Source organism: Streptomyces sp. NPDC052052, from assembly GCF_040680455.1.
In the GTDB taxonomy this organism is placed as follows: Bacteria; Actinomycetota; Actinomycetes; order Streptomycetales; family Streptomycetaceae; genus Streptomyces.
On record NZ_JBFAWU010000021.1, the window covers coordinates 19,232 to 33,839 of the forward strand.

The window sequence follows — 14,608 nt, forward strand, 5'->3', positions numbered from 1 at the left end:
GGTCGGGTACCGACCCGGTCAGTATGTGACCGGTGGCTGTTCGGGCCTGCTCCGACGGTCCGGGGTTGTGCTCCATACAGCGCTGTGGGTACCCCGCACGGTCCCCCGACCGTCCCGGACGGGGTCGCCGACGGCGGCGCCGGGGGAAGAACCGGTGCATGACTCTCCCCGGCGCCACCGCTCGCATCGCGGTGATCGGCATCGGCAATGTCCACCGTCGCGACGACGGCGTGGGCTGGACGGTCGTCGCCGGACTCGGACTGCGGCGGCTCCCCCGCGAAACCCGCCTGCTCTCCACCGACGGGGACCCCGCCCGCCTCATCGGCGCCTGGGAGGGTGCGAGTCTGGCGCTCCTCGTCGACGCCGCGCACGCCCGCCCGTGCCGGCCCGGCCACGTGCACCGGCTTCGCCTCCACGACGTGTTGTCCCACGGCACGTACGGCGCGACCAGCTCACACGGCTTCGCAGTCCGTGACGCGGTACAACTGGCCCACGTCCTGGGACGGTTGCCCGGTGAGCTGCTCGTCTACGCCGTGGAGGCCGCCGAGACCGGTCACGGTACCGGTCTGTCGCCCTCGGTCGCGGCCGCAGTGGGGCCGCTCATCGCGCGCATCGAGCAGGACCTCGACCGCCATGCCCGCGCCTCCCCTTGAGCGAGCCGCTGAGAGCCGCGCAGCCCCGCTACGCGGTGGGCGTGCGTGAGGAGACGTAGTCCGCGCAACTGTTGAGCGTGTTCAGCGCGGGGTAGTCCGTCTCCGGGAGTGCAAGGCCCGTGCGCCCGCTCAGCGCTTCGACGAAGTTGAGGAAGTCCAGCGAGTCCATCTCCAACGCGATCCTGAAGTTCTCGTCGGGCGAGAGGGCTGCGAGGTCGGCGCCGGGCACCACGTCTGTCAGGATCCGCTTGATCAGTTCGAGTGCCTCGTCGTGGTTCACAGTTCCTCCGGTCGTTGGAGCAGTTGGTCGAGCACCGTCAGGAAGCGCGCTCCGGTCGCGCCGTCACTGGCGCGGTGATCGGCGGAGAGCGTGGCCGTCACGGTCGGGTGCACCGTGAGCATCCCGTCCACGGCCACGGGACGCTCGACGACACACCCCAGTCCCACGAGCGCGACCTGAGGCGGGTAGATCACCCCGAACACCGTTTCGACTCCCTGATCGCCGAGGTTGGTCACGGTGAGCGTGGGATCGGCGGTCTCCGAGGCACGCAGGCGCCCTCCGCGAGCCCGGACGACCAGGTCCTTGAGGGTCTCCATCAGCTCCGGCAGGCCCATGGTGTCGGCGTCCGCGAGGGCCGGCGCCGCCAGGCCACCGCCGTGCAGGGACACAGCGACACCGAGCCGCACGGTGGTGGCCTGCACGAACGCGTCGTCCTTCCAGTGGCCGTTCAGCTGCGGCACCTGCCGTGCGGCCAGAGCAACGGACTTGAGCAGCAGGGCCGCGGGCACGAGGCGTTCCTTCACGGTGCTGTTCGCGTTCCTGTGAAGCATCCATGCCATGGCGGCCGCGAGGTCGATCGTCGTGGCGAGGTAGTAATGGGGGATGTCGCGGTTGGCACGTGCCATCAGCGCGGAGATCGCCGCTCGGGCGGCCGGTGTCCGCGTGCCGGGGGCGCCGGGCCCGGCCGAGGGGCGTACCGGGGGCGTGGTCCATTCCTCCGCCGCCGGCGGACGGCGGCCGTGCGGGCGGTGTGCGCCTTCCGCGGCCGCGCCGCGCACGTCGTCGGCCCTGATGGTTCCGTTCCGCCCGGTTCCCCGGACCTGGTCGAGATCCACTTCGAGGGCCTGCGCCAGACGGCGGGCCAGCGGCGACGCGCGGACGCGGCCTCGCGGCCGCGGTGCCGCCTTCAGGACGTCGGCGCGGGTGATGTGGCCGCCCTTGCCGGAACCGTGCACGGCGGCCAGGTCGATGTTCTTCTCCCGTGCCAGGTGCCTCACCAGCGGGGTGGACGTGGTTGCGGCGTCCACGGGTGCCGGACGGACGGACGCCGCGCGGGATTCAGGGGGTTGTGGTCCGGCCGATGGCCGCGCGGTGGTGCGTGCGGAGGGCTCGGTGGCGGGACCGATGACCGCAAGGGGCGCCCCGACCGGCACCGTGGTGCCGGGGGCGACCAGGAGACTGCTGACGGTTCCCGAGTCGAAGCATTCCACCTCGATGGTCGACTTGGCCGTCTCGACGACCGCTACGACTTCTCCCTTCGCCACGGTGTCACCTTCGCCGACCAGCCATTCGACCAGCTTTCCCTCGTCCATGTCGGCGCCCAGGGACGGCATGGTGAACTCGGGCATGTCAGCTCACCACCTGACCGACCGCGTCCACGATGGAGGCGGGCTGGGGCAGCGCGGCTTCCTCGAGCTGCCGGGCGTAGGGGATGGGCACTTCCGCGCTGCACACGCGCTGCACCGGGGCGTCCAGCTCGTAGAAGGCCTGCTCGGTGATGCGGGCCGAGATCTCGGCGGCGAGACTGCCACTGCGCCAGGCCTCGTCCACGACCACGGCGCGGTGCGTGCGGGCCACGGAATCCATGATCGTGGCATCGTCCAGTGGGCGCAGGGTGCGCAGGTCGAGGACTTCCGCGCTGACGCCTTCGCCGGCCAGGACGTCCGCCGCGGCCAGGGCCTTGGGCAGTGAGCCACCGTACGTGATGACGGAGACGTCCGTGCCGGGCCTGCGGATGGCGGCGCTGTCCAGGTCGACGGCATCGACCGTGGGATCCAGGACGCCCGCGGTGTTGTAGAGGCTGCCGTGCTCGAAGAGCAGTACCGGGTCCGGGTCGGCGAGGGCGGCCGCCAGCATGTGCCGTGCGTCGTCCAGGGTCGCGGGGGCGAGCACGCGGATGCCGGGGATGTGGGCGTACCACCCTTCCAGGCTGTGGGAGTGCTGGGCGCCGAGCTGCCGTCCCGCGCCGGTGGTCATGCGGATCACCACGGGCACGTTCAGCTGTCCGCCGGACATGTGCAGCAGGGTGGCCGCATTGTTGAGTATCTGGTCCAGCGCGAGAAGGCTGAAGTTGACCGTCATGATCTCGACCACCGGCCGCATCCCGCCGAGTGCGGCCCCGATGCCCGCGCCGACGAACGCGGACTCCGACAACGGGGTGTCACGGATCCGGTCGGGCCCGAACTCCTCCAGCAGTCCCAGGCTGACGCCGAAGCACCCGCCGTACCTTCCGACGTCCTCACCCATGAGGAACACCCGATCGTCGTGCAGTGCTTGGCGCAGTGCTTCGCGCAGTGCCTCCCGGTAGGTGGTGGGACCGTTCCTGGCTGCCCGGCGTGCGGTCATGAGGCGCCCCCGGCTTCACTCGTCACATGGCGAAGCAGGTCCGCGACAGGCTCCTCCGGTGCCTTCTCCGCCGACCGTACGGCCCGCTCGACGACATCGAGGACCTCCTGCTCCAGCTCTTGCGACGTCCGGTCGCCCAGCTGCCCTTCGGAACGCATCCGGTCGGCCAGTCCTTGGATCGGGTCGCGCTTCTTCCACTGCTCGATCTCGGTTTTGGCCCGGTAGCGATCCGGGTCGTACATGGAGTGGGCACGGAACCGGTAGGTCTGCGCTTCGAGGAAGTGCGGCCCGTTGCCCGCCCGGACGGACTCCGCAGCGCGGTCCGCGGCGGCTTCGACGGCGAGCACATCCATGCCGTCCACGGTCCAGGCGGGCATTCCGTAGGACGAGGCACGCATCGCGAGGTTGGTCTGCGCGTGTTCACGGGCCAGGCTCGTGCCCATCGCGTACAGGTTGTTCTCGCAGACCAGGAGCAGCGGCAGCCGCCAGAGTGCGGCCAGGTTGGCCGTCTCGTGGAACTCTCCTTCCGCGAAGGCGCCGTCACCGAAGAAACAGCAGGTGACATGCTCGCTTCCGCGCATGCGGTCGGCGAGCGCGAGCCCGGCCGCCAAGGGCAGTCCGCCCGCCACGATCGCGTTGCCGCCGTAGAAGCGTCGGTCCGCGTCGAACAGGTGCATGGAGCCGCCATGTCCGTGACTGCAACCGGTGGCCTTGCCGTACATTTCCGCCATCACGGCGTCCGTCGGCACTCCGCGGGCCAGAGCGTGCCCGTGCTCGCGGTAGGTGGACACCACGGCGTCCTCGGGGCGCAGAGCCGCGTTGACGCCCACGGCGACGGCCTCCTCACCGATGTAGAGGTGGACGAACCCCCGGATCTTCGTGCTGCTGTACAACTCGACGCACTGCTCCTCGAACCGGCGGATGAGGAGCATCTGCCGGAGGAGCGAAAGGCGGTGGTCGGATGCGGGCGCATGGCCTTCCGTGCTGGTGAGCGCTTTCCTGCGCGTGCCCTTGTGTGCTGCCGGACGGGCTCGTCCGCCGGCTCGCGCGGTGGTGGTGCTCATGGTCGTGCCTTCTCTCGCGGATGCGTCATCCCGGGTTCTCGACCGTGGACAGGTCTCCTTCGGGCAGACCCGTTTCCCGGGCACGCAGAACCCTGCGCATGACCTTGCCGCTGCGGGTCCTGGGGAGGTTCTGCTCGAACTCGATCTCTCTGGGGGCCACGGCCGGCCCCAGCCGTCGCCGTGCGAACGCCAGAAGGTCCCGCTTCAGGGACAGGTCGGGCGTGTATTCCGGGCGCAGGGACACGAAGGCCTTGACGACCGCTCCCGCCACTGGATCCGGACGGCCGATGACACCCGCTTCCGCTACGGCGGGGTGCTCCATGAGGGCGCTCTCCACCTCGAACGGGCCGATCAGATGTCCGGCCGACTTGATGACGTCGTCGGCGCGGCCCACGAACCAGAACCAGCCGTCCCGGTCCCGTCTCGCCAGGTCGCCCGTGAGGTACCAGCCGCCGGCGAAGCACGCCGCGTAGCGGGCCTCGTCATGCAGATAGCCCCGGAACATGGACGGCCAGCCCGGACGGAGCGCCAGTTCTCCCACCCGGTCCGGTTCGCCGATCACGCGTACGCGGCCACCGGTGACCTCGGCGCGGCCGTCCTCGCCGCGTTCGAGCAGGCCGGCCTCGACTCCGGGCAGGGGACGCCCCATGGAGCCCGGCCGGACGTCGTCGGAGCCGAAGTTGGCGATCATGATGGCGCCCGTCTCCGTCTGCCACCAGGTGTCGTGGATGGGCAGGCCGAGGACGTCCTGTCCCCACAGGACGGCTTCGGGGTTCAGCGGTTCCCCGACGCTGGCGACGAAGCGCAGGGCCGACAGGTCGTACGGCCCCGGGAGGTGTTTCGGCCCGGTCCGGGGCGTGCCGCGCATCAGCATGCGGATCGCGGTAGGTGCCGTGTACCAGACCGTGACCCTCTGGTCGTCCAGGATGCGGTACCAGCGGTGCACGTCGAACTCGCCCTCGTCCACCACCAGGGTCACCCCGTGGGAGAGCGGAGCGATGATGCCGTACGAAGTGCCGGTCACCCAACCGGGGTCGGCTGTGCACCAGTAGACGTCACCCGGGCGAAGGTCGAGCGCGAAGGCCGCCGTCGCGTGATGGGCGACGACGGCCTCGTGCACATGGATCGCGCCTTTGGGCGCCCCGGTTGTGCCACTGGTGAAGTGGAGCAGCGCCCTGTCCTCCGGTTCGGTCCGGGGAACGGTGTACGCGGGTGACGCCTGCCGCATCACGTCGGCGAACGAGTCCGTTCCCGGCGGCGGATCCTTGACCGGGCCGACGAGCAGCACATGGTCCAGGCGAGGCAGGCGGCACCTGTTCTCCTCCACCTTGCGCCGGTACAGCTCCTCCGTCGTGACGAGCACGCGGGCGTCACCCAGTTCAAGCCGCTGGTGTACGGGCTCCGGGCCGAACGCGGGGAACAGCGGACACAGCACGCGGGCGCTGCGCAGCGTGCCCAGCACGGTCGCAAAGAGCTCCTGGCAACGGCCCAGGAGTGTGAACACCGTTTCCTGCCGGGCCACCCCCATGGCCGTGAGCACGTTGGCAAAGCGTCCGGTGAGACCGGCGAGCTCGGAGTAGCTGATACGAGTGACCGTTCCGTCCGCCGCCACGCAGCGCAACGCCTCCCGGCCCCCAGCGCCTGCGGCCACCTGCCGGTCCACCGCTTCGTACCCCATGTTGAGCCCGCCACCAGGCAGTCCGGCCAGCCGAGCCCGAGCGCCGTCCCAGGTGAACTCGGCGCGGATCCGGTCATGGTCCAGGTGCGCGGAAGCGTCACCGGGCGGGTGCTGATCACGGGTGATGCGATGGTCCATGGCCGGGTCCCTGTCCTCGCTCCGGATTCCTCGAGAGCCTGCTCAGAAGTCACGATCCGCCGGTCCCCGGCCGGGTGAGGAGGGCCGAACGGGTCTGGGCCGGGGCCACTCGGACCCGGCTCGGGCGCACGGACGGGGCAGGACCGCCTCGACACCTCGAGTGCGGACCGGGGCGGCCGTGTGCTTCTGCGCGTCGGGCCACTCCGGGCTCCGGGTGCACCACCGGAGGATCTGGGATATCTCTCGAATGAGCGGAGGCCCTGCTGGGCGCGACCGCGCGGGCCCCACCCCGTTGATCACTCCCCCTTCGCCCACCACGCCTCTGAACCGGGGCGCGGGGCGGCAGTCGTGCGGAAGGACGGCTCGCAGACCGTCGTTCCGGACTTCTCGCGAGACGGAGGCAGTCCATGGAGCCAGTCGTCACCGTCGGCCTCGACGGGTCACCCGAGAGCCTGGCCGCTGCCCGCTGGGCCGCCGACGAGGCCGGGCGGCGGAGGCTTCCTCTCCGCCTCCTGCACGCCTGGCCCATGCTGGTGCCGGAACCGACCCGCGTTCCTGCCGAGCTCGACCAGAACTACTGGGCACGGCGGATCGTGCACAACGCACAGACGGAACTCCAGGCGCGCCACCCGGGCCTCTCCGTGGCCGGAAGTCTGGTTGCCGACGACGCCGAGCACGCGCTTCTGCGCGCGGCATCGGAGTCCGAGATGACCGTCCTCGGTTCGCGAGGGCTGCTGCCCGTCGAGAGCTATTTCCTCGGGGACATCAGCCTGAACGTCGTGGCCCGGGCCGAGCGGCCGGTGGTCCTGGTACGGGCTGGGACGGGCGAAGAAGGTCAGGAGGTCCCACAGACCTCGACAAGGGAGGTGGTGGTGGCGCTGAAACTGCACGGTTCCTGCGACGACCTGCTCGAATTCGCCTTCAAAACCGCTGCCGCGCACGGCGTGACTCTTCGAGCCGTCCATGGCCGGAGTCTTCCGGTGCAGGCATACGCACCCTGGGGCGTGAATCACGACGTGGCCCACGAAATCACTCGGGACGCACAGAAGCTCCTCAGCCAGACCCTCCGCCCCTGGTGTGAGCGATTCCCGCTGGTGGACGTGGCGGACAGCGTCGCACTCGTCAGTCCGGCCAAGGCCGTCGTACGGGCCGCCGACGGTGCCGGGCTGCTCGTCGTCGGCCGGCGTCAGCACCGCCCTGCGCTGACGCCGCAGCTCGGCCCCGTGGTCCAGGCCGCCATTCATCACGCACACTGCCCCGTCGCCGTCGTCCCCCACGCCTGACACGAGGAACGCGCGGCGCCGATGCGGGAGAGAGCGGACACGAGAGTGCTGTCCGACGGTGCCGGGTGGCGGACCCGTCCGGTCCGCGTGGTGGTTCCAGTAGGCCCAAGCCGCGGACAACACGCGCAGCGCATGCTGGAGTCCTGAGCAGGTCGAGGAGGCGCTTGCCGCTTCGCCGGCGGGGAGAAAGCCCGGTACGCCGTCGGGCGGCACGTCTTCGGGCAGCCTGGAGCATTCAGCGGAAGGACCGGCCATGCCCCAGCACACCGGCACCGAAAAGCCCCGCACCAAACGGTGGAGCGTGCGTCTGGACCTCTTCGAGGAAGGTGACCTCACCAAGGTTCACGCCGTCCTCGACACCGAGGACACCACGCTGCAGAGCCGCACCTCCGCACACCGCAACCCTCACGATGCCCCCGTCCCCGAGATCGGCGACGAGTACGCTGCGGGCCGGGCCCTGATCGACCTCGGCAACCAGCTGCTCCGCGCCGGAAGCCTGGACGCCACACGAAGCGGCCTCACGGTCCCGGAGTGAACGAGAACCCCCGATTCCGTCGGACGGCCACGCGTCCACACCGCATGGGCGGCTCCGGAGGCCCGTTGCCGCCTCGTCACGCCGGGCCCGACCTCGCTCCGGCGGCAGGCCGGTCTCACCTGCCGGTGGAATCGCTCCGGCCGTCGTCGGTGCGATAGGAGAGGTGTTCGGTCACGGACACCACCCCGTCCACACTCCGGCAGAGCCGTTCGACGATCGGAATCAGGCTCTTGAACTCGACCGTTCCGCCGAGTGCCACCTGCCCTTCCCGGACCTCCGCGGTGACCGCCCCCGGTGCGAGCCCCAGTGTCTGCTGCAGGACGTCCCGGTCGATCTCCTCCCGGATGGCCTCGTCCCGGCGCAGGAAGATCCGCAGGAGGTCACCGCGGCTGACGATGCCGAGCAGCTTGTCCGTCTCGTCCACGACGGGCAGCCGCTTCACGTTGTGCACCTCCATGAGGCGGGCCGCCTCGACCACGGTCCAGTCCGGACGCGCGCACACCGCGGGGGCCGACATGATCTCCTCCGCGCGGGCTCCCTCGGCCTTGGCCCGCTCCCACGCCTCGATGTGCGGAAGGGGCGTCAGGCCGGACGGATCGGTCTGGTCGGAGGACTTGCGCAGCAGATCGGCCTCGGACACCACCCCCAGCGGCCGGCCGAGTTCGTCCACCACGGGCACCGCGGTGACATCGTTCTCCGACAGCAGTTTGACGATCTCCTTGAACGGCAGGTCACGCCGCGCCCGGACGACGTCCCGGGTCATGAGTTCTGCAACCGTGCGATGACGCATGCGACGCCCCTTCGGAATGTGGCGGCGGAAAATGGTGACGCGTTCGGCCGATCAAGGCACCGGGCTGCTGCGACGGGGCCCGCGGGGCTCCCCCGGACCCGGTGGAACCCTCCACGGCGGCCCGGTCCGCCCTCCGGGCATTGTGCGTCTCTCCTCGTGCGCGTGCACGCCGTACAGGGCAGTTCGAGTGCGGCGATACGACGAGGGAGTGTGCGAGCCCGCGTCGGCGATCACCTGGTCGTCGCCGGTCCGGCACCTCCCGGCCTCCGGCTGGCCCGCCGTGTACGGGCGACCGATAGTGGAGACAGGAGGGCGAAGCCGGAGCGGCGGTCACGAAGGACCGGGTGACGTTGCCGGCGTGTTCGCGCGGCCGGAGGAGGGTGCCTTCGATGTCCAGGGCCACGAGCACCGACCTCTACGAGGTCACCATGGCTCGTTCGTATCTCTGCGAGGGCATGACCGGGCCGGCCACGTTCAGTCTGTTCGTGCGAAAGCTGCCGCCGGACCGTGGGTTCCTCGTCTGCGCCGGACTGGAGTCGGTACTCGACTTCCTCACCGCCTACCAGGTGGAGACGGAGGACGTGGCCGTGTTCGCGTCGGTGACGGGGCGGCGGTACGAAGACCTGGAGCCGCTGCTGGGTCTGCGGTTCGAGGGCGAGGTCCGGGCGATGCCCGAGGGAACCGTCGCACTGGCCGACGAACCCCTGCTCGAGATCACGGCTCCTCTGCCCCAGGCACAGCTGGTGGAGACCTACGTGCTCAACCAGGTCAATCACCAGACCGCGGTGGCCTCCAAGTGCGCGCGGTGCGTGCTTGCGGCTGCCGGGCAGGCGGTCGTCGACTTCTCGCTGCGCCGCACACACGGCATCGAAGCAGGGCATCAGGCCGCCCGGCTGGGCGCCATGGTCGGGTTCACCGGGACAAGCGATGTGGCGGCCGCGTACGCCGAGGGGCTGACCGCGGTCGGCACGATGGCCCACTCGTACGTCGAGGCATTCGGTACGGAGGAGGCCGCGTTCCGTGCTTTCGCCCGGTCCTGCCCCGGTCCGGTGACGCTGCTCGTGGACACCTACGACACCCTGGCGGGCGTGGAGACGGCGGCGAAGGTGCTGCGCGACCTGGGTCTCGGCCCGGGGTGTGCGATCCGCCTCGACAGCGGGGACCTGGGGGCCCTGGCCGAACAGGCTCGAGCCGTGCTGGACGGCGCCGGACTCCAAGAGACCCGGATCGTGGCGAGCGGGGGTCTCGACGAGTTCGCGGTCGACGAGCTGGTCCGTGCGGGAGCGCCCATCGACACGTTCGCGGTCGGCACCCGGATCGGGGTCTCCGCGGATGCTCCGTACCTGGATTCCGCTTACAAGCTGGTCGAGTTCGACGGTCGGCCGGTGATGAAACTGTCGTCGGCCAAGGTGACGGCGCCGGGCCGCAAGCAGGTGTTCCGCCGGCCGGGGCAGGCGGATCTCGTCGCCCTCGCCGACGAGCGGCCGCCGCCCGGTGCCACCGCCCTGCTGGAGCCGGTCATGCGTGAGGGGCGCCGGACATCGCCCCCACCCGGACCGGCGGACGCCCGAGAACGGTTCGCCGACGGTCTCGCGGCGCTGCCACCCCGGGCCCGCGCCCTGCGAGCGCCCACCGCACCGACGGCGGAGATCTCCGAACGCCTCGGTTCGCTCACCGCGGAGGTCCGCCGGCACATCGAGACCCATCTCCTGCCGGACGGCCACCGGCCCGGTGGCGGGGCCGAGCACGCCGACAGACCTTCGGCGTCCGGCCGTGCGCCCGCAGGAGGCTGTCGATGAGCACCGCCCGAGCCACTCCCGAGGAGCACCTCATGGCCGCGTCCCAGTACACCGTCAGCGATGTCATGACCCACACCGCCGTGGCGATCGGCCGCGAAGCCTCGTACAAGGAGATCGTCGAGCTCATGCACAAGTGGAACGTCAGCGCGGTGCCGGTCCTCGAGGGCGAGGGCCGCGTCGTCGGTGTCGTCTCCGAGGCGGACCTGCTGCTCAAGGAGGGGTTCCGGGGGAACGGGCCGGAGCAGCCGCTCCGGGTCGAGGACGCGTCCAGGGCCGACGCGGTGCTGGCCGAGGAGCTCATGTCGAGCCCGGCCGTCACCGTCCATCCCGATGCCACACTCGCCGAGGCCGCCCGGATCATGGCGCGCAGGAAGGTCAAACGCCTGCCCGTCGTCAACGGCCTGGGCATGCTGGAGGGCGTCGTGAGCCGCAGCGACCTGCTGAAGGTGTTCCTGCGCCCCGACGACGAACTGTGCGAGGAGATCCGTTCCGCCGTGGTCGCCGAGTTCCCTGACACCGAACGCGTGGAATTCTCGGTACTGGAGGGGGTGGTGACTCTTCGGGGACCCTTGCGGAACCACTCCCTGCTGCCCCTGTTGGTGCGGGCCGTTCGCGCCGTCGAGGGCGTCGTGGACGTGCGGGTGGAGGTCACCTGACGTTCCTCCTCGCCCCCTTCCGTTTCCTCCTGCCCGGTCGGCGCTCCGAACCAGGACCGACCGGCCCCCGCCGCGGCCCGTTCGGCCCTGCTCTCCCGGGTGCGGCCCGGCGGATCGTGGCTCCTGAAGGACCTGTGGAACTCACGAAATCCCATCCCCGGATCGGCTTCGGGTCTCCGCCGGACACAGCGGGAGGAGGTGCTGCCGTGCAGCACATTAGAGTGGGCGACCTGATGACCGACGAGGTCGTCTCGGTCGTTCCCGCCTCCCCCTTCAAGGACGTCGCGAAGCTGCTCGCGCAGCACGACGTCAGTGGGCTGCCGGTGCTCGACGAAGAGGACCGGGTCGTGGGTGTCGTGTCCGAGAGCGATCTGCTGGGCCGTACGGCGATGGCCCCGGAGCAGGGCCCGGTCCCGCTCGCGGTCACCCCCGGCCGGGCGGGTGCGGCCGGGACGGGGCTCACCGCCGGTGACATCATGTCGGCCCCCGCGGTGACCGTCCGCGCCGAGGCGATGGCCCCGGACGCCGCCCGGCTGATGACCCGCCGCGGGGTGGAGAGGCTCCCGGTGGTGGACCACGAGGACCGGCTCGTGGGCATCCTCACGCGCCGGGACCTGCTGTGCCTCTTCCTGCGGCCCGACGCGGAGATACGCCGCCGCCTGGTCGACGCGCTCGTGGAGAACATGGGCCTCCAGGCGGACGTGGTCTCCGTCCATGTGGTGGATGGCGTCGTCACGCTGGAGGGCCGCCTCGGAGCCCCGGAACGGATCGCGTTCCTCACCTGCCTCGCGGAACACCTCGACGGGGTGGTCTCGGTCGTCAACCGTGTCACCGCGTGCCCGCCGGGTCCGGCGGCCGCCGCGCCGGGGTACGCCGGTTCCTGACCGGACGCTGGGCGAGGAAGCGTACGGCCGCTCCGACGATTCATCCGGGGGACGGGCGGCGTGCCGCGTCACCGCGCGTTCACCTCGTTCCCCTACCGTCTTCCGGCATCGATCGCGTCCTACGCTGCGGCCGCCCAGGAGCAACGACATGAGCAAGGGTCCCTCGCAGACGCCGAGCGAACCGGGCGGGCTCCAGCGGCGCCTGGGCGTGACCGATGCGGTGGTGATCGGCCTGGGGTCGATGGTCGGTGCCGGCATCTTCGCCTCACCGGCCCCGGCCGCCCGTGCCGCCGGATCCGGTCTGCTCCTCGGTCTGGCCCTCGCGGCAGCCGTGGCGTACTGCAATGCGACCTCCTCGGCCCGGCTCGCCGCCCAGTACCCGACTTCCGGCGGTACCTACGTCTACGGCCGCGAGCGCCTGGGCGCGTTCTGGGGGTACCTGGCCGGGTGGGCGTTCGTCGTCGGCAAGACCGCTTCCTGCGCGGCCATGGCCCTGACTGTCGGCGCCTACGTCCGGCCGGGCCAGGCCCACGCGGTGGCGGTCGGGGCCGTGGTGGCCGTGACGGCGGTCAACTGCGCCGGGGTACGGAAGTCCGCGTCGCTGACGCGGATCATCGTGGCGGTGGTGCTGGCGGTGCTGGCCGCCCTCGTCGTCTCCTCGTCGGCCTCCGGCGCGGCGGACCCGGCACGTCTGGACATCGGTCCGGACGTCACGTTCGGCGGGGTGCTCCAGGCGGCGGGCCTCCTCTTCTTCGCCTTCGCCGGCTACGCCCGCATCGCCACCCTCGGCGAGGAGGTCCGTGACCCGGCACGCACCATCCCGCGGGCCATCCCGCTCGCGCTCGGCATCGCTCTCGTCGTCTACGCGGCCGTGGCGGTCTGTGCGCTCACCGTGCTGGGCCCGTCCGGGCTGGCGACGGCCGAGGCGCCGCTGTCCGACACCGCCCGCGTCGCCGGGGCCGGATGGCTCGTCCCGGTGATCCGGGCGGCGGCCGCCGTCGCGGCCCTGGGCTCGCTCCTCGCGCTCACCCTCGGCGTCTCCCGCACCACCCTGGCCATGGCACGCGATCGGCACCTGCCCGCCGCACTCGCCACGATCCGGCCCGGGTCCCACACCCCGTACCGCGCCGAGCTCCTGGTGGGGGCCGTGGTCGCCCTCACGGCCGCACTCACGGACGTACGCGGGGCCATCGGGTTCTCCTCCTTCGGCGTGCTGACGTACTACGCCCTGGCGAACGTCTCGGCCCGAACTCTGTCCCCCGCCGAGGGCCGTCCGGCCCGGGTCGTCCCCGTTCTCGGTCTGGCCGGCTGCCTCGTCCTGGCCCTTGCCCTGCCGCTGTCCTCCGTGATCACCGGCGCCGCGGTGATCACGGCAGGAGCCGCCGTCTACGGGGGACGCCGCGCGCTGACCCGTCGGAGGTGATCACGACCGCTTCGCACCGGGCGCCAGGGCCGACCGGGCCAGGTCCGACCGGGTCGGCCCGGGTGCCGGCGGAGGTGGGGTGCGGGACCCTCGAATACAGCGGGTCCGTCGTCCGGACGTACCGGCGCGGGCCGCACGCACGGGTGCCCGGTGTGACGGGAGGCCATCATGAACCAACGCGTCGTCGTCGGCCTCGACGGTTCCGCGGAGAGCGCAGCCGCGTCCCATTGGGCCGCGAGGGAAGCAGTCCTGCGCGGCACCTCCCTGCATCTCGTCCATGCGGAGGAGCGGGGGGCGGCCCTCGACGCCCCGGCCGCCAAGTCGGATCCGGACCGGACGTGGGTACAGGACCTGTTCGACCGGATCTCCGGGGAGCTGCGCGAAGAGCACCCGCGGCTGCGCATCAGTTCGGAATCCCTGGACGGGCGTCCGGCGGACGTACTGGCCGGGGCAGCGGAGAGCGGGAGCATGCTGGTCCTCGGTTCGCGCGGATTGGGCACGCTCATGGGGTTCGTGCTCGGCTCCGTCGGTATGGCGGTCGTCCACACCGCGCGGCAGCCGGTGGTCCTGGTCCGTGCGCCCCGGCGCACGCCCCCGGACGCACGGAAGGATCAGGCTGCGCGCACGGTGGTGGTCGGCATCGGCCTGGGCCGCCGGTGCGACGCCCTGCTCGCCTTCGCCTTCGAGGAGGCGTGCCGCCGAGGCTGCGGGCTCGTCGCCCTGCACGGGTGGACGCCGCCTCCGCTGGCGGGATCCGGGCTGGCCTACAGCCCGGAGCTCAACGCGCGCCTCATCCGCGACGCGCAGACGGGTCTGGAGGACCTGCTGCGTCCCTGGCGGGAGAGGTACCCCACGGTCGTGGTCGACGCGCGTGCCGCGGCCGGACGTCCTTCCGTACAGCTGCTGGACGCCTGCGCCGAAGCGGAGCTCGTGGCCGTCGGCCGTCGCGTCCGCCGTCTGCCGACGGGCGGGGAGCACATCGGGCCGGTCACCCACGCGGTCCTCCACCACTCCACCGCCCCGGTCGCCGTGGTCGCCCACACCTGAGGCGCTCGGCCGGTGGCTTCGGGCCCGTGCTG

The 14,608-nt window shown here is 71.4% G+C and carries 14 protein-coding genes; 8 read left to right on the forward strand and 6 right to left on the reverse strand.

The features are described 5' to 3' along the window. Positions 1-158 precede the first annotated feature (158 nt). Entirely contained in the window at positions 159-653 is a 495-nt protein-coding gene (locus tag AB0L71_RS23915) for a hydrogenase maturation protease (protein WP_365246550.1), read from the forward strand. 28 nt (positions 654-681) lie between these two features. On the opposite strand, the gene AB0L71_RS23920 is transcribed toward AB0L71_RS23915, so the two are convergent. The 5 genes from AB0L71_RS23920 to acsA are packed head-to-tail and all read right to left on the reverse strand — an operon-like array spanning position 682 to position 6,159. Next, complete coding sequence (locus tag AB0L71_RS23920; RefSeq protein WP_365246553.1) at positions 682-933, reverse strand: acyl carrier protein; 252 nt, start codon at positions 931-933, stop codon at positions 682-684. After that, complete coding sequence (locus AB0L71_RS23925; RefSeq protein WP_365246555.1) at positions 930-2,282, reverse strand: dihydrolipoamide acetyltransferase family protein; 1,353 nt, start codon at positions 2,280-2,282, stop codon at positions 930-932. Before AB0L71_RS23925 ends, AB0L71_RS23920 begins: the two co-directional genes overlap by 4 nt. Before the next feature lies 1 nt (position 2,283). After that, entirely contained in the window at positions 2,284-3,279 is a 996-nt protein-coding gene (locus AB0L71_RS23930) for an alpha-ketoacid dehydrogenase subunit beta (protein ID WP_365246557.1), read from the reverse strand. After that, a complete protein-coding gene (gene pdhA / locus AB0L71_RS23935; protein WP_365246559.1) occupies positions 3,276-4,343 on the reverse strand; it encodes a pyruvate dehydrogenase (acetyl-transferring) E1 component subunit alpha in 1,068 nt (355 codons plus the stop codon). The genes AB0L71_RS23930 and pdhA overlap by 4 nt, the downstream gene beginning before the upstream one ends. Before the next feature lie 25 nt (positions 4,344-4,368). Next, positions 4,369-6,159, reverse strand: a complete 1,791-nt coding sequence (gene acsA, locus AB0L71_RS23940) for an acetate--CoA ligase (protein ID WP_365246561.1) — start codon at positions 6,157-6,159, stop codon at positions 4,369-4,371. A 407-nt stretch (positions 6,160-6,566) separates the two neighbouring features. On the opposite strand from acsA, the gene AB0L71_RS23945 reads away from it, so the two are divergent. Together AB0L71_RS23945 and AB0L71_RS23950 are read left to right on the forward strand one after the other, a co-directional pair. After that, complete coding sequence (locus AB0L71_RS23945) at positions 6,567-7,442, forward strand: universal stress protein (RefSeq protein ID WP_365246563.1); 876 nt, start codon at positions 6,567-6,569, stop codon at positions 7,440-7,442. A 253-nt stretch (positions 7,443-7,695) separates the two neighbouring features. Then, positions 7,696-7,977, forward strand: coding sequence for a dsRBD fold-containing protein (locus tag AB0L71_RS23950; protein WP_365246565.1), 282 nt, complete (start codon positions 7,696-7,698; stop codon positions 7,975-7,977). A 115-nt stretch (positions 7,978-8,092) separates the two neighbouring features. On the opposite strand, the gene AB0L71_RS23955 is transcribed toward AB0L71_RS23950, so the two are convergent. Further along, complete coding sequence (locus AB0L71_RS23955) at positions 8,093-8,767, reverse strand: CBS domain-containing protein (RefSeq protein WP_365246567.1); 675 nt, start codon at positions 8,765-8,767, stop codon at positions 8,093-8,095. Between the two features lie 389 nt (positions 8,768-9,156). Between AB0L71_RS23955 and AB0L71_RS23960 the strand changes: the two genes are divergently transcribed. From AB0L71_RS23960 to AB0L71_RS23980, 5 genes are all read left to right on the forward strand, one after another. Next, positions 9,157-10,566, forward strand: a complete 1,410-nt coding sequence (locus AB0L71_RS23960; RefSeq protein ID WP_365246569.1) for a nicotinate phosphoribosyltransferase — start codon at positions 9,157-9,159, stop codon at positions 10,564-10,566. A 32-nt stretch (positions 10,567-10,598) separates the two neighbouring features. Beyond that, on the forward strand, positions 10,599-11,222 hold the full coding sequence (locus tag AB0L71_RS23965) for a CBS domain-containing protein (RefSeq protein WP_365246736.1): 624 nt from the start codon (positions 10,599-10,601) through the stop codon (positions 11,220-11,222). Between the two features lie 206 nt (positions 11,223-11,428). Continuing rightward, positions 11,429-12,106 carry a CBS domain-containing protein gene (locus AB0L71_RS23970; RefSeq protein ID WP_365246571.1) on the forward strand — a complete coding sequence of 226 codons (678 nt, stop codon included), beginning with the start codon at positions 11,429-11,431 and terminating at the stop codon, positions 12,104-12,106. 148 nt (positions 12,107-12,254) lie between these two features. After that, positions 12,255-13,529, forward strand: a complete 1,275-nt coding sequence (locus AB0L71_RS23975; RefSeq protein WP_365246572.1) for an APC family permease — start codon at positions 12,255-12,257, stop codon at positions 13,527-13,529. 168 nt (positions 13,530-13,697) lie between these two features. Further along, positions 13,698-14,576: a universal stress protein gene (locus AB0L71_RS23980; RefSeq protein WP_365246574.1), complete on the forward strand. Its 879-nt coding sequence runs from the start codon at positions 13,698-13,700 to the stop codon at positions 14,574-14,576. Positions 14,577-14,608: the final 32 nt, after the last annotated feature.

Excerpts from the sequence above, each read along its gene's own strand:
- AB0L71_RS23925 (WP_365246555.1), bottom strand. The coding sequence starts at position 2,282 with ATGCCCGAGTTCACCATGCCGTCCCTGGGCGCCGACATGGACGAGGGA.
- AB0L71_RS23945 (WP_365246563.1), top strand. The coding sequence starts at position 6,567 with ATGGAGCCAGTCGTCACCGTCGGCCTCGACGGGTCACCCGAGAGCCTG.
- AB0L71_RS23950 (WP_365246565.1), top strand. The coding sequence starts at position 7,696 with ATGCCCCAGCACACCGGCACCGAAAAGCCCCGCACCAAACGGTGGAGC.
- AB0L71_RS23965 (WP_365246736.1), top strand. The coding sequence starts at position 10,599 with ATGGCCGCGTCCCAGTACACCGTCAGCGATGTCATGACCCACACCGCC.
- AB0L71_RS23975 (WP_365246572.1), top strand. The coding sequence starts at position 12,255 with ATGAGCAAGGGTCCCTCGCAGACGCCGAGCGAACCGGGCGGGCTCCAG.
- AB0L71_RS23960 (WP_365246569.1), top strand. The coding sequence starts at position 9,157 with ATGTCCAGGGCCACGAGCACCGACCTCTACGAGGTCACCATGGCTCGT.
- acsA (WP_365246561.1), bottom strand. The coding sequence starts at position 6,159 with ATGGACCATCGCATCACCCGTGATCAGCACCCGCCCGGTGACGCTTCC.
- pdhA (WP_365246559.1), bottom strand. The coding sequence starts at position 4,343 with ATGAGCACCACCACCGCGCGAGCCGGCGGACGAGCCCGTCCGGCAGCA.
- AB0L71_RS23930 (WP_365246557.1), bottom strand. The coding sequence starts at position 3,279 with ATGACCGCACGCCGGGCAGCCAGGAACGGTCCCACCACCTACCGGGAG.
- AB0L71_RS23955 (WP_365246567.1), bottom strand. The coding sequence starts at position 8,767 with ATGCGTCATCGCACGGTTGCAGAACTCATGACCCGGGACGTCGTCCGG.
- AB0L71_RS23915 (WP_365246550.1), top strand. The coding sequence starts at position 159 with ATGACTCTCCCCGGCGCCACCGCTCGCATCGCGGTGATCGGCATCGGC.
- AB0L71_RS23980 (WP_365246574.1), top strand. The coding sequence starts at position 13,698 with ATGAACCAACGCGTCGTCGTCGGCCTCGACGGTTCCGCGGAGAGCGCA.